This is a genomic window from Streptomyces sp. NPDC008121 (assembly GCF_042957155.1).
Taxonomy (GTDB): domain Bacteria; phylum Actinomycetota; class Actinomycetes; order Streptomycetales; family Streptomycetaceae; genus Streptomyces.
Genome location: NZ_JBIBHT010000001.1, coordinates 451,916 through 470,623, shown reverse-complemented (window position 1 = coordinate 470,623; position 18,708 = coordinate 451,916). Strand labels below are relative to the sequence as shown.

Annotated in this window: 18 protein-coding genes; 14 read left to right on the top strand and 4 right to left on the bottom strand. The window is 73.9% G+C overall.

The features are described from left to right. The first annotated feature begins 22 nt into the window (after positions 1-22). From ACFZBD_RS02125 to ACFZBD_RS02115, 3 genes are all read left to right on the top strand, one after another. A complete protein-coding gene (locus ACFZBD_RS02125) occupies positions 23-1,321 on the top strand; it encodes an alpha/beta fold hydrolase (protein ID WP_391133802.1) in 1,299 nt (432 codons plus the stop codon). Positions 1,322-1,429: 108 nt separating this feature from the next. Next, positions 1,430-2,182: a PIG-L family deacetylase gene (locus ACFZBD_RS02120; RefSeq protein WP_391133799.1), complete on the top strand. Its 753-nt coding sequence runs from the start codon at positions 1,430-1,432 to the stop codon at positions 2,180-2,182. 33 nt (positions 2,183-2,215) lie between these two features. Then, the gene (locus ACFZBD_RS02115) at positions 2,216-3,052 is read left to right on the top strand and encodes an enoyl-CoA hydratase-related protein (protein ID WP_391133796.1); all 837 of its coding nucleotides are present in this window, start codon (positions 2,216-2,218) and stop codon (positions 3,050-3,052) included. A gap of 92 nt (positions 3,053-3,144) precedes the next feature. Here ACFZBD_RS02115 and ACFZBD_RS02110 read toward each other — a convergent pair whose 3' ends face one another. From ACFZBD_RS02110 to ACFZBD_RS02100, 3 genes are all read right to left on the bottom strand, one after another. Beyond that, positions 3,145-3,924 carry a VOC family protein gene (locus ACFZBD_RS02110; RefSeq protein WP_391133793.1) on the bottom strand — a complete coding sequence of 260 codons (780 nt, stop codon included), beginning with the start codon at positions 3,922-3,924 and terminating at the stop codon, positions 3,145-3,147. 182 nt (positions 3,925-4,106) lie between these two features. Further along, positions 4,107-5,006 carry an SDR family oxidoreductase gene (locus tag ACFZBD_RS02105; protein WP_391133790.1) on the bottom strand — a complete coding sequence of 300 codons (900 nt, stop codon included), beginning with the start codon at positions 5,004-5,006 and terminating at the stop codon, positions 4,107-4,109. 213 nt (positions 5,007-5,219) lie between these two features. Continuing rightward, positions 5,220-6,182, bottom strand: coding sequence for an FAD-dependent oxidoreductase (locus ACFZBD_RS02100; protein ID WP_391133787.1), 963 nt, complete (start codon positions 6,180-6,182; stop codon positions 5,220-5,222). A gap of 64 nt (positions 6,183-6,246) precedes the next feature. Here ACFZBD_RS02100 and ACFZBD_RS02095 point away from each other — a divergent pair, with 64 nt between their 5' ends. From ACFZBD_RS02095 to ACFZBD_RS02045, 11 genes are all read left to right on the top strand, one after another. Continuing rightward, the gene (locus ACFZBD_RS02095; protein ID WP_391133784.1) at positions 6,247-6,834 is read left to right on the top strand and encodes a cupin domain-containing protein; all 588 of its coding nucleotides are present in this window, start codon (positions 6,247-6,249) and stop codon (positions 6,832-6,834) included. 221 nt (positions 6,835-7,055) lie between these two features. After that, a complete protein-coding gene (locus tag ACFZBD_RS02090; protein ID WP_391133781.1) occupies positions 7,056-8,024 on the top strand; it encodes a zinc-binding dehydrogenase in 969 nt (322 codons plus the stop codon). Then, positions 8,021-9,202 (top strand): acyl-CoA dehydrogenase family protein, encoded by a 1,182-nt coding sequence (locus ACFZBD_RS02085; protein WP_391133778.1) that lies wholly within the window; start codon positions 8,021-8,023, stop codon positions 9,200-9,202. The genes ACFZBD_RS02090 and ACFZBD_RS02085 overlap by 4 nt, the downstream gene beginning before the upstream one ends. Continuing rightward, a complete protein-coding gene (locus ACFZBD_RS02080; protein WP_391133775.1) occupies positions 9,199-10,275 on the top strand; it encodes an acyl-CoA dehydrogenase family protein in 1,077 nt (358 codons plus the stop codon). Before ACFZBD_RS02085 ends, ACFZBD_RS02080 begins: the two co-directional genes overlap by 4 nt. Positions 10,276-10,386: 111 nt before the next feature. After that, positions 10,387-11,994: an ABC transporter substrate-binding protein gene (locus ACFZBD_RS02075; protein ID WP_391133772.1), complete on the top strand. Its 1,608-nt coding sequence runs from the start codon at positions 10,387-10,389 to the stop codon at positions 11,992-11,994. Between the two features lie 23 nt (positions 11,995-12,017). Then, the gene (locus tag ACFZBD_RS02070; protein ID WP_391135884.1) at positions 12,018-12,983 is read left to right on the top strand and encodes an ABC transporter permease subunit; all 966 of its coding nucleotides are present in this window, start codon (positions 12,018-12,020) and stop codon (positions 12,981-12,983) included. Continuing rightward, positions 12,976-13,812 carry an ABC transporter permease subunit gene (locus ACFZBD_RS02065; RefSeq protein WP_391133769.1) on the top strand — a complete coding sequence of 279 codons (837 nt, stop codon included), beginning with the start codon at positions 12,976-12,978 and terminating at the stop codon, positions 13,810-13,812. Before ACFZBD_RS02070 ends, ACFZBD_RS02065 begins: the two co-directional genes overlap by 8 nt. A 197-nt stretch (positions 13,813-14,009) precedes the next feature. Then, the gene (locus tag ACFZBD_RS02060; RefSeq protein WP_391135881.1) at positions 14,010-14,912 is read left to right on the top strand and encodes an oligopeptide/dipeptide ABC transporter ATP-binding protein; all 903 of its coding nucleotides are present in this window, start codon (positions 14,010-14,012) and stop codon (positions 14,910-14,912) included. Positions 14,913-15,064: 152 nt separating this feature from the next. Next, positions 15,065-15,730 (top strand): ATP-binding cassette domain-containing protein, encoded by a 666-nt coding sequence (locus ACFZBD_RS02055; RefSeq protein ID WP_391133766.1) that lies wholly within the window; start codon positions 15,065-15,067, stop codon positions 15,728-15,730. A gap of 121 nt (positions 15,731-15,851) precedes the next feature. Beyond that, a complete protein-coding gene (locus ACFZBD_RS02050) occupies positions 15,852-16,046 on the top strand; it encodes a hypothetical protein (protein ID WP_391133763.1) in 195 nt (64 codons plus the stop codon). Between the two features lie 134 nt (positions 16,047-16,180). Then, positions 16,181-17,764 (top strand): hypothetical protein, encoded by a 1,584-nt coding sequence (locus ACFZBD_RS02045; RefSeq protein WP_391133760.1) that lies wholly within the window; start codon positions 16,181-16,183, stop codon positions 17,762-17,764. 87 nt (positions 17,765-17,851) lie between these two features. Here ACFZBD_RS02045 and ACFZBD_RS02040 read toward each other — a convergent pair whose 3' ends face one another. After that, positions 17,852-18,652, bottom strand: coding sequence for a VOC family protein (locus ACFZBD_RS02040; protein ID WP_391133757.1), 801 nt, complete (start codon positions 18,650-18,652; stop codon positions 17,852-17,854). Positions 18,653-18,708 lie beyond the last annotated feature (56 nt).

Here is an 18,708-nt window from a genome sequence, read left to right as displayed (position 1 = left end):
GCGCATCGGAAGAGGAGCAGCGTTGACCAGTTACCGCCAGCCCGGCCTCGTCCTCACCGACCACCGCTTCAGCGTGCCGCTCGACCACGCCGATCCCGAGGGCGAGCGGATCGAGGTCTACGGCCGCGAGGCCGTCGCGAGCGACCAGGCCGGAGCGGACCTCCCCTGGCTGGTGTACCTGGAGGGCGGGCCGGGCTTCGGCGCCCGCCGTTTCGTCGGCCGGCAGGCCTGGCTCGGCCGGGCCGTCCAGGAGTTCCGCGTCCTCCTCCTCGACCAGCGCGGCACCGGCCACTCCACCCCCGCCAACCGCCAGACCCTGCCCCTGCGCGGCGGCCCGAGCCGCCAGGCCGACTACCTCGCCCACTTCCGCGCCGACTCCATCGTCAAGGACTGCGAGCTGATCCGGAAACGGCTCACCGGCGGTGCTCCCTGGACCGTCCTCGGCCAGAGCTTCGGCGGCTTCTGCGCCACCCACTACCTCTCGGCCGCCCCCGAGGGCCTGGCGGCCGTCCTCATCACCGGCGGCCTGCCCTCCCTGCACCACACCGCCGACGACGTCTACCGCGCCGCCTTCCCCCGCATGCGGCGGAAGAGCGAGGCCCACTACGCCCGCTACCCCCAGGACGTCGAGCGCGCCCGCCGGATCGCCGCCCACCTCGTCGAACGCCCGGTCGCCCTGCCCCACGGCGGGCCGCTCACCGCCGCCGCCTTCCAGTCCCTCGGCACCCTCCTCGGCGGCGGCGAGGGCACCCACCAGCTCCACCTCCTCCTGGAGGACGCGTTCGTCCCGACCGCCGAAGGCCCCGCCCTTTCGGACGGCTTCCTGGAGACCGTCCGGAGCCTCCTCTCGTACGCGGGGCACCCGCTGTACGCCGTGCTCCACGAGGCGATCTACGCCCAGGGCCAGGGCCCCACCGCCTGGGCCGCCGACCGGGTCCGCGCCGAGTTCCCCGCCTTCGACGCGGAGAAGGCCCTCGCCGGTGACGGGCCGCTCCTGCTCACCGGCGAGACCGTCCACCCCTGGCACTTCGACACCGACCCGGCGTTGCGCCCGCTGCGCGAGACCGCCCACCTCCTCGCCGAGCGCGCCGACTGGGCGCCCCTCTACGACCCGGCGCGGCTGGCGGCCAACGAGGTGCCCGTCGCCGCGGCCGTCTACCACGACGACCTGTACGTGGACACGGCCCACTCCCTGGAGACCGCCCGCGCCGTCCGGGGCCTGCGGACCTGGGTCACCGACGAGTTCGAGCACGACGGCGTGCGCGCGGGCGGCCCCCGCGTCCTCGACCGGCTCCTCGCCCTGGCGCGGGGCGAGCACTGACCGCCTAGGCCGCCCCCGGGCGGGCCGGTTCGGGGGCGGGCCGGCCGGGCCCGGCGGCGCCGTGGCCGCTCACGCCCACGGACTCCCCGCCCCCTCTATCCTGCGCTCATGATCGACACCAACGCCCCGCTGCTCGAAGAGATGCCGGACGACTGGACGCGCGCCCTGGCCGTCGTCGCCCACCCCGACGACCTCGAATACGGCTGCGCCGCAGCGGTCGCCGGGTGGACGGACGCCGGCAAGGAGGTCACGTACGTCCTCGCCACCCGCGGCGAGGCCGGGATCGACGCGCTCGCCCCCGGGGTCTGCGGCCCGCTGCGCGAGCAGGAGCAGCGGGACAGCGCGGCCGTCGTCGGCGTGACGACGGTGGAGTTCCTGAACCACCGCGACGGGGTGATCGAGTACGGACCCGGCCTGCGCCGCGACATCGCGGCCGCCGTCCGCCGCCACCGCCCCGAGCTGGTCGTCACCCTCAACCACCGGGACACCTGGGGCCCGGCGGTGGGCGGTGCGTGGAACACCCCCGACCACGTCGCGGTCGGGCGGGCCGCGCTCGACGCCGCCGGGGACGCGGGCAACCGCTGGGTCTTCCCCGAGCTGGTCGAGCAGGGACTGGAGCCCTGGGACGGCGTCCGCTGGGTCGCGGTCGCCGGTACGGACACCCCGACCCACGCCGTCGACGCCACCCCCGGCCGCGAACGCGCCGTCCGGTCCCTGCTCGCCCACCGCGCCTATATCGAGGGGCTGACGGACGAGGACCCGGAGGCGTACGTCCGCGGCTTCCTCGCCGGCAACGACGAGCGCTTCGCCGCCCGGTTCGGCGGCCGTCCGGCCGTCGCGTTCGAGGTCTTCCCGCGCTAACCTGACGCTCCGTCAAATGAGCGGAGGCGCACGGTGATCGACACGCTCGACACGCGGATCCCGGAGGGCGGGGAGCGGCTCTCGCTGCACGTCGGGGAGGACGGGATCGGCGTGCTGACCTTGTGCCGGCCCGAGAAGCTGAACGGCTGGAGCTGGGAGGCGAGCCGGCAGCTCGGGATCCTGGCCGACCGGATCCGCTTCGACGAACGGATACGGGTCGTGCTGCTGCGGGCCGAAGGGCGGGCGTTCTGCGCCGGGATCGACGTCACCGCCCCCGGCGGCGCGATCACGGGCCGCTCGGCCGCCGAGCGGACCCAGCGCTACGCCGAGGGCATCCGCTGGGTCCACGAGCGTTTCGCGGTCTTCGCCGGGCTCCCGCAGCCCGTCGTGGCCGCCGTCCAGGGCTACTGCCTGGGCTTCGGCTTCGAACTGGCGCTGATGGCCGATGTCCGCATCGCCGCCGACGACGCCGTCTTCGCCCTCCCCGAGGCGGGCATCGGCGTCGCCGTCGACGCCGGCGGGGACCTGCGGATCGCCCGCGAGGCGGGCGCGGGCTGGGCGAAGTACCTCGCCCTCACCGGCGCGCGCCTCGACGCGGCCACCGCCGAACGCCTCGGCCTCGTCCAGCGCGTCACACCGCCCGGTGAACTGGACGCGGCGGCACGCGCGACGGCCGCCGTCATCGCCGCGGCCGCGCCCCTCGCCGTCCGCGCCGTCAAGCGGAACATCGACGCCTACGCCGACCAGGGCCTGGCGGCCGCCCTCGACCGGGCGGCCCTCGCCTCGGCGCTCACCCTCACCTCCGAGGACGCCCGCGAGGGCTACGCGGCGAAGGCGGCGCGCAGGCCCCCGCGGTTCGAAGGCCGCTGACCACCCGGCCTCCCCGGCTCTCCCGCGCGGGCAGAGCCCCGGCCGCGTCCCGTCCGGGCGTAAGCGGCCGGGGTGCGGGTCGGCCCGTGGGGCTACATCCCGGGTGCGGGCTTGAGGACGGCGAAGGCGGCGCCGAAGGGGTCCGCCAGCCACGCGATCCGCCCCACGTCCGGCACGTCCGCCGCCGGCATCAGGACCGATCCGCCGCTGCCCTGGGCCCGGGCGACCGTCTCGTCCGCGTCCGCCACGGCGAAGTACGGGATCCAGCGGGCCTTCTCCCCGCCGTCCTGGAGCGCGGCGACCCCGCCGAAGGAGGTGTCCTGCTGGTCGCCCTCGGCCGTGGACAGCACGCGGTAGGTCATGCCCGGCGCCTCCATGTCCTGCGAGCGCCAGCCGAACAGCGCGCCGTAGAAGTCCACGGCGGCCGCCGCGTCGGGAGCGTGCAGCTCGGCCCAGCACAGGGTGTTGTCCTCGGAGGTCTTCTCCAGACCTCCGAGCCCGGCCGCCTGCCGCACGGCGAACTCGGCGCCGCCCGGGTCGGTCAGCTGGGCGATCCGTCCCCCGTCCGGGAGGTCGAAGGGCTCGGCGCGCACCCGCCCGCCGCGCTGCCGGGTCGTCTTCGCCGCACCGTCCGCGTCGGGGGTCAGGAAGTAGAGGATCCAGGCGGAGTCCGCCCCCTCCTCGGTGAGCGCCCCGAGGGCCGCGACCGTCTTGCCGCCCAGCTGGAAGAAGCCGTAGTCGGCTCCGTCGGGGCCGGCCGGGGTGTGCTCCCAGCCGAAGACGCCGGAGTAGAAGGCGGCGGCGGCCGCCGTGTCGGGGCTGCCCAGGTCGAGCCAGATGGGGGAGCCCGTGGTGAAGTCCGTACCGAGCATGGGGGGTGCCCTGCCTTTCAGCTTCTGGAGGTCGTCCGGCCACCACAGCCGATCCTCGCCGCGCCGCCGGGGTGCCGCAGCCCCGATGCCCCCGGTTTCATCCGCACGGCCCAGCGCGCGGCGGGCCGGTTCCGCGGGGGTCGGAACTGCCACCGCTCTCCCCGGCCGCCGAACCGCCCGCGTCAGCCCGCGAACGGCCCCCGACCCAGTTGTTCGCGCACGGGGACCACCGGGGCGTTGACCACGGTCCTGCGCTGCCAGTTGGCCCCGTCGACCACGAGCGTGTGCCCGCTGACGAACCGGGCGTAGGGGGAGGCGAGGAAGGTGGCCGCCCAGCCCAGCTCGCGCGGCAGGCCGACCCGCAGCGCCGGCTGACGCCCGGCGGGATCACCGGCCCGGTCGAGGCCGCCGCGGAGGTCGGCGGTCATCTCCTCGTGCGGCATCAGGCCCGGCACCAGGCCGTTGACCTGGATGCCGTACGGGCCCCACTCCACCGCCAGCGTCTCCACCAGGTTCTTCACCCCGGCCTTGGCCGCCGCCGAGTGGGCGAAGCCCGGGCCGCCGGTCCACGCGTACGAGGCGCCGACGTTGACGACGGAACCCGGGGTCCCGGCGGCGAGATGGCGGCGGGCGAACTCCCGGGTCGTGAACCAGGTCCCGGTCAGTGTGATGTCGACGACGGCGCGCCAGCCGTTCGGCGACAACTCCTCGGCCGGTACGGGGAAGTTGGCGGCCGCGTTGTTCACCAGGACGTGCGGCCGGGAGCCGAGCGCCGCCTCGCAGGCGTCGAAGGCGGCCGTGACGGCGTCGGGATCGCGGATGTCGCAGACGGCGGCCGCCACCCGGGTCCGGCCCGCGCGCCGCAGTTCCTCGCGGGCCGTCTCCAGGCGGGCGGCGGTCCGGCCGAGGAGCATCAGCTCCGCCCCGAGGCGGGCGAACTCGGCGGCGATCGCCTTGCCCAGCCCCGAGCCACCGCCGGTCACCAGGACGATCCGTCCGTCGTACGTCCCCGCCGGCAGCGCGCTCGCGCCGAGCGGGGGAGGGGCGGGGAGTCCGGGCGGGTCCGTCGTGTCGTCCGTCATGCCGCATCGATAGCGCGGAACCCCCGAGAACGGAACCCCGCGCCCACCGGGACGTCCCCGAGCCCCGCCGGGGGCTTCGCGCCGCGGAAGGCCCGCGCCCACCCGGATTCCGGGCACCCGGCCCGGTTCCGGCCCCCGGCCCGGAGCCGTACCCCGCCGCGCCCGGCCCCCGGCCTCACTCCCGGCCCCCGGCCTCACTCCCGGCCCCCGGCCTCACCCCCGGACCAGGGCGGCGGCCTTCCGGTCCAGGTCGGTGAGGATCAGCTCCCCGTTGACCGCCGCACCGGCGCGGTATCCACCGCTCGCCGCGTTGATCACCTGCTCCGCGGGTCCGACCGCGTTGCCCGCCGCCCAGACGCCCGGGACGCTGGTGCGCCCGGTCGCGTCCACCGTCACGAACGGGCCGAACGGCGTGTCCTGGGTCGCGGCGCCGAGCGCCGTCAGCAGGCCGTCCCGGGGCGAGAGGAGCGTCCCGGCGAGAAGCACCGCCCGCTCCACCACCCGCCCGTCGGCCATGCGTACCCCGGTCAGCCGGTCCTCCTCGACGACCAGGCCGGCCACCTCTCCGGTCACCACCGTGATGCCGGCCGCCGCCACCCGCGCGCGGTCCTCGGGGGACAGCGGCGCGGCCGTGTGGAGGAAGAGCGTCACGTCGTCGGACCACTGGGAGACCATCAGCGCCTGGTGCGCGCCCATCACCGGGTGCGCGAGCACCCCGAACGCCTGGTCGCGGACCTCCCAGCCGTGGCAGTACGGGCAGTGGAGGACGTCCTTCCCCCACCGTCGCGCCAGCCCCTCGACCGGGGGGAGCTCGTCCACCAGGCCCGTGGTCACGACCAGGCGGCGCGCGTGGACCGTGCGGCCGTCGTCCACGGTCACCACGAAGCCGTCGGCGCCGTCCGGGACCGCCTCCGTCACCCGGCCCGCCGTCCACTCCACGCCGTACGCGGCGATCTCGCGCCGCCCCGCCTCCAGGAACTCCGCCGGGGGCATCCCGTCCCGGGTGAGGTAGCCCTGCATGTGGGCGGCCGGGGTGTTGCGCGGCTCGCCGGCGTCGACGACCAGGGTCCGCCGTCTCGACCTGCCGAGGACCAGGGCCGCGCTGAGCCCGGCCGCGCCGCCCCCGACGACCACGACGTCGTACCGCTGCTCCAGGGTCCTGCTGTGTTCGCTCATGCCACGACCTTGGCTCCGACCCGACGGGCTTGACAAATCTTCTTGCCGTTTCTGCAATGAACCCATGACCGACGAGGACGCACGCATCGACGAGGTACTGAACGAGGTCGGCCCGCGGCTGCGCCGCATCCGGCGCGAGCGCGGAGCCACCTTGGGAGATCTCTCTGCCTCCACCGGCATCTCCGTGAGCACGCTGTCCCGGCTGGAGTCGGGGCAGCGCAAGCCGAGTCTGGAGCTGCTGCTGCCCATCGCCCGCGCTCACCAGGTGGCGCTCGACGAGCTGGTCGGCGCGCCGCCCGTCGGCGATCCGCGGGTGCGCGCCAAGCCTATCGAGCGCCACGGCCGCACGATGTACCCCCTCACCCGTCAGCCCGGCGGCCTGCAGGCGTACAAGGTCGTGCAGAAGAAGCCGTACGAGAACCCCGACCCGCGCGTCCACGAGGGGTATGAATGGCTCTACGTCCTCTCGGGCAGGCTGCGGCTCGTCCTGGGCGAGCACGACGTCGTGCTGGGGACGGGGGAGGCGGCCGAGTTCGACACGCGCGTACCGCACTGGTTCGGACCGGCCGACGACGGACCGGTGGAGTTCCTGAGCCTGTTCGGGCCGCAGGGCGAGCGCATGCACGTACGCGCCCGCCCCAAGAACGCCTGACGAACCGCGCCCGCCCCGAGAACGCCTGACCAACTACGCCCGCCCCGAGGTCGCCTGGCCGACCGCGCCCGGTCTCGGGAACGCCCCAGCAACCCCGGGCGGTCGCGCGCCGACGTGCGGACACCCGCGAGAAAGTCCCGGCAGACGGTTCCTCCACGACAAGCGACCGCTTAGTATGCGACCGACCGGGCAGTACGGACGACGGCTGGTGGAGGAGCTCCATGCAGGCATGGCGAGTGCACGAGAACGGCGAACCGGGCGAGGTGATGCAGCGCGACGAGGTGGACCTGCCCACCCCGGGCGAGGGGCAGCTCCTCCTCAAGGTCCGCGCCGCGAACATCAACTTCCCCGACGCCCTGCTCTGCCGCGGGCAGTACCAGGTGCGGCCGCCCCTGCCCTTCACCCCGGGCGTGGAGATCTGCGGCGAGACCGAGGACGGCCGCCGGGTGATCGCCACCCCCGTCCTTCCCCACGGCGGCCTCGCGGAGTACGCCGTGGCGGACGCCGCCGCCGTACTCCCGGCCCCCGAGGCGCTGGACGACGCCGAGGCCGCCGCGCTCCACATCGGCTACCAGACGGGCTGGTTCGGCCTGCACCGCCGCGCCGCCCTGAAGGAGGGCGAGACGCTGCTCGTCCACGCCGCCGCCGGCGGGGTCGGCAGCGCGGCCGTCCAGCTCGGCAAGGCCGCGGGAGCCACGGTCATCGGTGTCGTCGGAGGCGCCGACAAGGCCGAGGTCGCCCGCGGGCTCGGCTGCGACGTCGTCGTCGACCGCCGCTCCGAGGACGTCGTCGCCGCCGTCAAGGAGGCCACCGGCGGCCGCGGCGCGGACGTGATCTACGACCCGGTCGGCGGCGACGCCTACGCCCAGTCCGCCAAGCTCGTCGCCTTCGAGGGCCGGATCGTCGTCGTCGGCTTCGCGAGCGGCTCCATCCCCTCGCCCGCCCTCAACCACGCCCTGGTGAAGAACTACGCGATCCTCGGGCTGCACTGGGGCCTGTACAACCTCAAGGACCCGGCCGCGATCCCGCGCTGCCACGAGACGCTCACCCAGTACGCCGCCAAGGGCCTGATCAAGCCGCTGGTCAGCGAGCGCGTCCCGTTCGCCGGCGCGGCGGACGCCGTGCAGCGGGTCGCCGAAGGCGTCACCACCGGCCGCCTCGTCGTCCTCCCGGAAGGAGTCCCGGCATGACGGACGCCGCCGAACTGCTCGACCGCACCAAGCGGTTGCTCGCCGAGCACCCGCCGGCCGCCACCGCGCGCGAGGACTTCCTCCGGGCCCGCTTCGACGCCGGACTGGCCTGGGTGCACTACCCCGTCGGCCTCGGCGGACTCGACGCGCCCCGCTCGCTCCAGGCCGTGGTCGACGCCGAACTCGCCGCCGCCGGAGCGCCCGACAACGACCCGCGCCGGATCGGCATCGGCCTCGGCATGGCCGCGCCGACCCTCCTCGCCTACGGCTCCGAAGAGGTCAAGCAGCGCTTCCTCAAGCCCCTCTGGGTGGGCGACGAGGTGTGGTGCCAGCTCTTCAGCGAACCGGGAGCCGGCTCCGACCTCGCCGCGCTCGGCACCCGGGCGGTCCGGGACGGCGACACCTGGGTCGTCAACGGACAGAAGGTGTGGACCTCCAGCGCCCATGTCGCGCGCTGGGCCATCCTCATCGCCCGCACCGACCCCGACCTGCCCAAGCACCGCGGGATCACCTACTTCGTCTGCGACATGTCGGACCCCGGCGTGGAGGTCCGGCCGCTGCGCCAGATCACCGGCGAGGCGGAGTTCAACGAGGTCTTCCTCACCGACGTCCGCATCCCCGACGCCCACCGCCTCGGTGACGTCGGCGACGGCTGGCGGGTCGCCCAGACCACCCTGATGAACGAACGCGTCTCCATCGGCGGGGCCCGCATCCCCCGCGAGGGCGGCATGATCGGCCCGGTCGCCGCGGCCTGGCGCGCACGCCCCGAGCTGCGCACCCACGCCCTGCACCGCCGACTGCTCGACCTCTGGGTGGACGCCGAGGTGGCCAGGCTCACCGGCGAGCGGCTGCGCCAGCAGCTCGTCGCCGGCCAGCCCGGCCCCGAGGGTAGCGCGATGAAGCTCGGCTTCGCCCGCCTCAACCAGGCCATCAGCGGCCTGGAGGTCGAACTCCTCGCCGACGAGGGGCTGTTGTACGGGGACTGGACCATGCGCCGCCCCGACCTCGTCGACTTCACCGGACGGGACGCCGGCTACCGCTATCTGCGCTCCAAGGGCAACTCGATCGAGGGCGGCACGACCGAGGTCCTGCTCAACATCGTCGCCGAACGCGTCCTCGGTCTGCCCGCCGAACCGCGCAACGACAAGGACGTCGCCTGGAAGGACCTCGCGCGATGACTGACCTCCTCTACTCCGACACGGAAGACGACCTGCGGTCCGCGGTCCGCTCCCTGCTCGCCGCCCGGGCCGGGACGCGGACCCTGCTCGACCGGGTCGAGAGCGGCGATCCGTACGTTCCCGGCCTGTGGAACTCCCTCGCGGGCGACATCGGCGCGGCCGGGCTGCTCGTGCCCGAGAAACTGGGCGGCCAGGGCGCGAGCCACCGCGAGGCGGCCGTGGTCCTGGAGGAGCTGGGGCGAGCGGTGACCCCGGCGCCGTACCTCACCAGCGCGGTGATCGCGACCGAGACCCTGCTGGCCCTGGACACCGGCAACGCCCCCGTCGCCGAGCTGCTGTCGGGCCTGGCGAGCGGCCGTACGGTCGCCGTTCTCGCGCTGCCCCTGTCCACCGCCCCCGACGGGGAGCAGATCGTCACCGGCACCGCGAACGGCGTCGCCGACGCCGTCCTCGCCGACGTCCTCCTCGTGCCACGCCCCGACGGGCTGTACGCCGTCCCAGCGGCCGACGCCGCCGTCGAGCCGCAGACCCCGCTCGACCTGACCCGGCCGCTCGCGCGGGTCACCTCCGGCTCCGCCTCCGGTACCCGCCTCGCGGACGCCGGCCCGTCCCGCGCGGCGGTCCGGCGCGGACTGCTCACCGGCGCCGGACTGCTCGCCTCCGAGCAGCTCGGCCTCGCGGAGTGGTGCCTGGAGGAGACCGTCCGGCACACCCGCGAGCGGTACCAGTTCAACCGCCCGGTGGGCTCCTTCCAGGCGCTCAAGCACCGCATGGCGCAGCTCTGGCTGGAGATCGTGAACGCCCGCGCGGCGGCCCGGGCCGCCGCCGACGCCCTGGCCACCGAGAGCCCCGACACCGCGCTGACCGTCGCCGTCGCCCAGGCCTACTGCTCCAAGGTGGCCGTGCGCGCGGCCGAGGAGTGTGTCCAACTCCACGGCGGCATCGGAATGACCTGGGAGCACCCGGCGCACCTGGCGCTCAAGCGGGCCAAGTCCGACCAGATCGCGCTCGGTTCGGCCGGTTCGCACCAGGACGCGATCGCGGAGCTGATGGACCTGCCGGCTCCGGCGTGACCCGGCGGTTCCGGCCACAGTAAGGGGCCCATGTGCCCGCACCCCTTTACATACTGTTTAATTGCGTGCTGTTCGCAACAACGGTTGATCTTCAAGAGGGGTGTGGGCACCATGACCGCCCGATCCATACGCGGCGCGGCCGCCGTGACGCTGGCCGGCTCCCTGGCCCTCACCGCGGCGGCCTGCTCGAACCCCGGCGGCTCCGCCCAGGGCTCCGGCGGCCCCAAGGATTCCGCGGTCGTCGGCATCGCCTACGAGCCCGACACCCTCAGCCCGCTCCTCGGCTACGGCAAGGACGGCAACTCCAAGATCTTCGACGGGCTCCTCGCCTTCGACGACACCATGAAGCTGCGGCCCGCCCTCGCCGAGGCCCTTCCCCAGGTGAGCGCCGACGGACTGACGTACACCTACAAGCTCCGCAAGGGCGTGACCTTCAGCGACGGCCGGCCCTTCTCGGCCAAGGACGTCGTCTTCACCTACCGGACGATCCTCGACCCGAAGACGAACAACCCCTCCCGGACCGAACTTGACGCCCTCGAGGACGTCAAGGCCGTCGGCACGGACACCGTCGTCTTCACCCTGAAGTACCCCTACGCGCCCTTCGCCGAGCGGACCGTCCTCGCCGTCGCCCCGGAGCACGTCGCCGGCCGCCAGGACGTCAACACCGGCCCCTTCACCACCCGGCCCGTCGGCACCGGCCCCTACGTCCTCACCGGCTGGTCCAAGGGCGAGAAGCTCAGCTTCAAGGCCAACCCCACCTACTGGGGCGGCGCCCCGCAGGTCAAGAAGTTCACCATGGCGATCATCAAGGACGACGACGTCCGCGCCACCCGGCTGCGCTCCGGCGACCTCGACGGCGCCATCCTGCCGCCCAACCTCGCCGCCGGCTTCAAGAACGACACCGGCAAGAAGACGTACGCCGCCACGACCTACGACTACCGCACGGTCACCCTGCCGACCCACCACAAGGTCACCGGCGACGTCGCCGTCCGGCGCGCCCTCGACATCGCCGTCGACCGCCAGACCATGGTCGACAAGATCCTCGAAGGCGCCGGGAAACCCGCCTACGGCCCCGTCCCCACCGACAGCGAGTGGTTCGCCAAGGGCACCGAGCGCCGCCACGACCTCGCCGGCGCCGTGAAGATCCTCGACGAGGCCGGCTGGAAGCCCGGCCCCGACGGCATCCGCGTCAAGAACGGCGTACGCGCCCAGTTCCCGCTCTGGTACCTCTCCGGCGACAAGCTCCGCCAGGACCACGCCCTCGCCTACGCCTCCGACGCCAAGAAGGCCGGCATCGACATCAGGACCCAGGGCGGCACCTGGGAGGTCATCGAGCCGCGGATGAAGACCGACGCCGTCCTCGCCGGCGGCGGCTCGCCCGGCGACCCCGACTTCGACCAGTACCTCCTCCTGAAGTCCACCCTCGGCGGCGACGGCTTCAACAACATGGCCTGGTACGACAACAAGGTCGTCGACCAGGCCCTGGAGAACGGCCGCCGCACCGACGACCTCACCAAGCGCCGGGCCGCGTACGACACCGTGCAGCGCGAACTGGTGAAGAACCCCGGCTACACCTTCCTCACCCACATCGACCACCTCTACGTCGTCGAGGACCGCTGGGACGGGCTCACCACCCAGACCGAACCGCACGACCACGGCCTCGCCGCCGGCCCCTGGTGGAACATCGAGGCCTGGAAGCCGAAGGACACCGCGAAGTGAGCCGTCGCCTCCCCTGGGGGGCCATGGCCCGGATGACGGGACGGCGGGCCCTGTTCGCCGTCCCCGTCCTCCTCGCGGTCACCTTCGCGGTCTTCGCCGTCGCAGCCGCCTCCCCCTTCGACCCGGTCAAGGCGTACGCCGGCACCGCCGGACTCACCGCCTCGCAGGAGAACCTCGACCAGCTGCGCGCCAACCTCGGCGTCGACCGGCCTCTCGCCACCCGGTGGTGGGACTGGCTGACCGCTGCCCTCCGCGGCGACCTCGGCGACTCCAGCGTCATGCGGCAGCCCGTCGCCGACGTCATCGCCGAGCGGATCGGCTGGTCCGCGCTCCTCGCCGTCACCGCCTTCCTCCTCGCCATCGCCCTCGGCACCGCCCTCGGCGTCCTCGCCGGGCGCCGCCGCGGCGGCTGGCTCGACCGGATCGTCAGCTCCGCCGCGTACACCCTCGAAGCCGCCCCCGCCTTCTGGCTCGGTCTGCTCGCCATCTGGTTCTTCGCGCTGAAGCTCGGCGCGCTGCCGGCCGGCGGCCTCACCGACACCGCCAGCGACACGGTCACCTTCGACCAGGTCGCCGGCCACCTCGTGCTGCCCGCCGCCGTCCTCGGCATCGCCCAACTGCCGTGGTTCTTCCTGTACGTCAGGCAGGGCGTCGGCGACGCCCTGGAGGAGGACCCCGTCCGCGGTGCCCGCGCGCGCGGACTGCGGGAACGCACCGTCCTGCTCGGCCACGCCCTGCGCTCCGGCATGCTCCCCATGCTCACCCTCGTCGGCTCCCGCGTCCCCGAACTCATCACCGGAGCCCTGCTCGTGGAGACGGTCTTCAGCTGGCCCGGCATCGCCGCCGCCACCGTCCAGGCCGCCACCTCCGTGGACTTCCCGCTGCTCGCCGCGCTCACCGTGCTCGCCACCGCGGCGGTCCTCCTCGGCAACCTCCTGTCCGACCTGCTGTACGGCCTCGCCGACCCGAGGGTGGGCTTCGATGGCTGACCCCCGCACCCGGCGCGTCCGCTTCTGGTCCTCCGCCGTGATCGTCGGCGCGGTCGTCCTCGCCGTCCTCGTCGTGCCGCCCCTCGTCCAGCTCGACGAACAGGCCGTCGAGCTGTCGCGCAAGCTGCTGCCGCCCTCCTGGGAGCACCCCTTCGGCACCGACGACGTCGGCCGCGACCTGCTGCTGCGCAGCGTCTACGGCCTGCGGATCTCACTCCTCGTCGGCCTGGTCGCAGCCCTCGTCGCCACCGTCATCGGCACGGCGGTCGGCGCCGCCGCCGGAGCGCTGGGCGGCTGGACCGACCGGCTCGTGATGCGGATCGTCGACGCCTTCTCCTCCGTGCCGCACCTGCTGCTCGGCATCTTCATCGTGGCGATGTTCCGGCCGGGCGTCTGGCCGGTCATCGTCTCGGTCGCCCTCACCCACTGGCTGTCGACGGCCCGGATCGTCCGCTCCGAGGTCCTCTCGCTGCGCTCGCGCCCCTACATCGACGCGGCGATCTCCGGCGGGGCCTCCCGGTGGCGCGTCGCCGCACGCCATCTGCTGCCGGCGGTCCTCCCGCAGGCCGGACTCGCCGCCGTGCTGATGGTGCCGCACGCGATGTGGCACGAGTCGGCGCTGTCCTTCCTCGGCCTCGGCCTCCCCAGCCACCAGGCCAGCCTGGGCAACCTGGTGCAGAGCGCCCGCTCCTCGCTGCTCGCAGGCGACTGGTGGCCGACGCTCTTCCCCGGCCTCTTCCTGATCGTGCCGACACTGGCGGTCGCGGGGCTCGCCGGGGTGTGGCGCGACCGCCTCAATCCGCGCCGCCGATCGGAGCTGATGCTGTGAACCCGCGCGCTGTGAACCCGCGAGCGGGCGACGACCGAGCGGGCGACACCCGGGCCGCCGACACCGGCACGGCGGACCCCGGGACAGAGGAGGCTTCCGCCGTGAACGTACGTGTCGTCCGAGCCCTGGAGGCGGTCGCCGCCGGGCGCGCCGACGACGCCGTGCTCAGCGTCAGGGGCCTGTCCGTGCGCTTCCGGATGCGCGGGGGACGACAGGTCGCCGCCGTCACCGACGCCGACTTCGACCTGGCCGCGGGGGAGTGCCTCGCGCTGGTCGGGGAGAGCGGCTGCGGCAAGTCCGTCCTCGCCTCCGCGCTCCTCGGCCTGCTCCCCGGCAACGCCGAGACCACCGGCACGGCCCACCTCGCCGGCGTCGACCTGCTCGCCGCCGACGAACGGACCCTGGCCCGCACGGTACGAGGACGGCGCGTCGGACTCGTACCGCAGAGCCCGGCCGCCCATCTGACCCCCGTCAGGACCGTGCGCTCCCAGCTGGAGGAGACGGTGCGCGAACTGACCGGGGCGGCGAGGCGGGAGCGGCGCGCGGCGGCCGAGGCGGCCGCCGAACGGGCCGCCTTCCCGGCCGGCCACCTGGACCGTCACCCCCACGAACTCTCCGGCGGCCTCGCCCAGCGCGCGGCGACCGCCCTCGCGCTCATCGGCGACGCACCGCTGCTCCTCGCCGACGAGCCGACCACCGGCCTCGACCGCGACCTCGTCGAGCGGACCGTCGACGAACTGCGCCGCCACGCCGACGAGGGCCGGGCCCTGCTGCTGATCACCCACGACCTGGAGGCGGCGCGGCGGATCGCCGACCGGGTGGCCGTGATGTACGCGGGCCGCATCGTCGAGACCACCCCGGCGCACCGCTTCTTCGGCGAACCCGGACCCCGCCACCCGTACGCCCGCGGCCTCCTCGACGCGCTGCCGGATCGCGCCTTCACCCCCATTCCGGGCATGCCGCCCGAACTGACCGACCTCCCGCCCGGCTGCGCGTTCGCGCCCCGGTGCACGCGGGCCACCGAGGTCTGCGCCACCCTCCCGACGCCGGTGGCGGGCGTCGCCTGCCATCACCCGGTCCGAGGCGATGCCGATGCGTGACGACGACACCGCGCGCCCGGCGGGACGTTCCGGACACGACCTGGCGCCGACGGCCGGTTCCGCGCCCCGCCCCGGCGCCGTACCCGCCGCCACCCGTGGCCCCGCTCCCAGCCCTGCCCCCGCCTCCGCTTCCGTCCCGCCCGGAGGGCCCCGTGCTTGAACTCGACGCCATCACCGCCGGTTACGACCGCCGCGCGCCGGTCTTCCGAGGGGCGTCGCTGGCCCTCGCGGCCGGTGCGTCCGTCGGGCTGCTCGGGCCCAGCGGCTGCGGAAAGTCGACGCTCGCCCGGGTCGCCGCCCTGCTCCACCGGCCCGACGCGGGCTGTCTGGTGATCGACGGGACACCGGTGCGCGGCTGGCGGCACGGCGCTCCGCGGGCGCTGCGGACCTCGGTCGGGGTGGTCTTCCAGCAGCCCCGCCTCTCCGCCGACCCGAGGCTCCGCCTCGCCGATCTGATCATCGAACCCCTCCGCGCCACCGGCAGGCGGTCCGACGCCGAGGACCGGCTCGCCGAACTCGCCCCGGACGTCGGCCTCACCGCCGACCTCCTCGCCCGCCGCCCGCACGAGGTCAGCGACGGCCAGCTCCAACGCGCTTGCCTGGCCAGGGCACTGGTGCTGCGCCCGCGCTGGCTGATCTGCGACGAGATGACGGCCATGCTCGACGCGTCGACCACGGCCGCCCTGGTCGCGGCGGTCGAGGCCTACCGCGCCCGCACCGGCGCGGGGCTGCTGGCCGTGGGGCACGACCGCGTCCTGCTGGAGCGCTGGTGCGAGCGCACGGTCGACTGGCAGGACTGCCTGAACGAGAAGGGCTGACGACCCCGGGCCCCAACGTCACCCGTTCGGCAGGCATGCCGTACCGCCGGACGGCGCTCCCGCTGCGCCACACTGGCCGCCGGACGCCGCAATTCCGGTGCGGCGCAAGGAGGGTATGGCGATGGCCGTTTCCATTTCCGTGGTGCTGCTTCTGCTGGTGCTGGCCGTGATCTTCCTCCGCAGCGGCGGTCTGAAGCTCTCCCACGCCCTGGTCTGCGCCCTGCTCGGCTTCTTCCTCGCCGGTACGAGCATGGCACCCACCATCGCCAACGGCGTCGCCGCCACCGCCAACGTGGTGAGCAGCCTCAAGCCCTAGGGATGATCCTGCGGCGTCACGTTGCACGCACATGAAGTGCCCGTGAAACACAGGGCAGTTGCATGTACAAGTCGACAACTCGGGCCTAACGTCGGCCGCCGGCGCGACCGACGCAACGCATCCGAGGAGCCGCCTTGACCACGCCCCCCAGACGAGCCCGCGCGCTCGCGCTGATCGCCGCGGTGTGCGCGACCGCGCTCGCGTTCGCCACCCCCGTCGCCCTCGCCGACGAGATACCGCTCGCGCCCGGCCACCGGCTGGTGGACCACTACCAGGGCGCGCCCGCCACCCCCCGGCCCGTCCCGGGCGAGGCGCCGGAGCGGCACCCGTACCTCGCGCCCAACGGACGCAGCGGGATGCACGCCGACGGGGCCGGCAGCGGGACCCACCCCTTCCCCGGGCCGCTCGGCCGCGACCCCGAGGTCACCAGCGAGAAGATCGCGCCGCTCGGCGGCGAGTGCGCCACCGTCACCTTCGACTCGGCGGGCCGCCTGCTCACCGTCTGCGGCACGTTCTCCGGCTTCCTGCTCAAGCTGCTCGACCCGCGCACCCTGGACACCCTCGCGGAGTACCGCCTCCCGCAGCGCTCCTCGACCGTCGAGGCCATCACCCGCCTCGACTTCGAGAGGATCTTCAAGGACACCTCCGGGGGCGCCTACTTCTATCTCGACGACCGGGACAGGGTCGTCCTCGCCGACTCCCGCCAGCACATCCTGCGCATCGCCCACACGCAAGGCACCAACGGCGCGTGGAAGTTCACCGTCGAGGACGACTGGGACCTGACCTCCCTCGTCCCGCACGACTGCGTGAGCTGGACGAATCTCTTCCCCAGCGGCGTGTGCGACCCCGTGACCTCCGTGATGCCCGACTGGGACGGCCGCATCTGGTGGGTCACCCGCCTCGGCCGGGTCGGCACCGTCGACCCCGCCACCGGCGCGCTCCGCTCCGTCCGCCTGGACGGCGAGGAGATCCAGAACTCCTTCTCGGTGGCCGAGGACGGCGTCTCCATCGTCTCCGACCACGCGCTCTACAGCTTCCGCGCCGACGCCGACGGGACTCCCCGAATCCAGTGGCGGCAGACGTACGACCGCGGCACGGGCACCAAGCCGGGCTCGGTGAACCAGGGTTCGGGCACCACACCCGACCTCTTCGGCTCCCGCGAGGAGTACGTCGCCATCACCGACAACGCCGACGACCGGATGAACGTCCTGGTCTACCGGCGCGGCGCCGACGTGCCGGCGGCCGAGCGCCTGGTCTGCCGGGTGCCGGTCTTCCGCTCCGGCGCCTCCACCACGGACAACTCCCTGATCAGCTGGGGTGACAGCCTGATCGTGGAGAACAACTACGGCTACGAGAACCCGACGTCGCTGACCTTCGGCCGCAGCGTCACGGGTGGTGTGACCCGCATCGACGTCCGCCCCGACGGCAGCGGCTGCGACACGGTCTGGGAGAGCGCTGTCCGCTCCCCCTCCACCGTGCCGAAGCTCTCCACGGTCAACGGGCTGCTCTACTCCTACGAGAAGCAGCCGAACGCCCTGGGCATCGACGCCTGGTACCTCACCGCCGTCGACTTCCGCACCGGTCGGCGGGCGTTCCAACGCCTGACCGGCACCGGCGTCGCCTACGACAACAACTGGGCGCCGATCACCCTCGGCCCCGACGGCACCGCCTACGTCGGAGTCTTCAACGGGATCGTCGCCGTCCGCGACGGAGCCTGACCTGCCCCGACGCGGCGACGCCCGGGACCGGCCACGGCCCCGGGCGTCACCGCGTGTCCGGCGGGCCCTGACCCGGGCCCGGCGGCGTCAGGTCATCTCGGGCATCTCGCCCTCCGTGGTCGACACGTCGATCACGGCGAAGGCCGCCCCCTGCGGGTCCACGATGCTCGCGAAGCGGCCGAACGGGCTGGTCATCGGCCCGAAGACGTTCCGCCCGCCCAGCCTCTCCGCCGTCGCGACCGCCGCGTCGCAGTCGTCCACGGCGAAGTAGACCTGGACGTACGACGGCACCTCGGCGGGGAAGTCCTCGGGGGTCATGGTCATCCTGCCGAGGACCGGTTCCTCGCCGCCCAGGTCGAAGACCTTGTAGTCGACCTTCTCGTCGGCCATCTTCTTTCCGTTGTAGCCGAAGACGGAGGTCAGGAAGGTGTCGGACTTCTCCGGCTCGCGGGTGAACACCTCGGCCCAGATGTAGGCCCCGGGCTCGCCCTCCAGCTCGAAGCCCTCGTGGGTGCCGGGCTGCCAGATGCCGAAGACGACGCCCGCCGGGTCCTGCGCCAGGCACATGGAGCCGAAGTCGCTCACGGCCATCGGCTCCATGAGGACGGTGCCGCCGTTGCTCTTGATCTTCTCCGCCGTGGCGGCCGCGTCGGGCGAGGCGTAGTAAAGACACCACGCCGACTGCGGGTCGGCGTCCTGGCCGGGCATCGGAGGGACGACCGCCGCGACGGCCTTGCCGTTCCTGAGAGCCTGGGTGTAGTTGCCGAATTCCGGGGAGGACTCGCCGAAGGTCCAGCCCAGCACCTCGCCGTAGAACGCCTTGGCGCCCTCGAGGTCGGTGAAACTCGCGTCGGCCCAGATCGGCGTGCCTTCAGGTCGTGCGGCCATGACGGTGACTCTTTTCCGATCGACGGTGGATCCGTGGTGGTGCCCCAGGGGGTGTC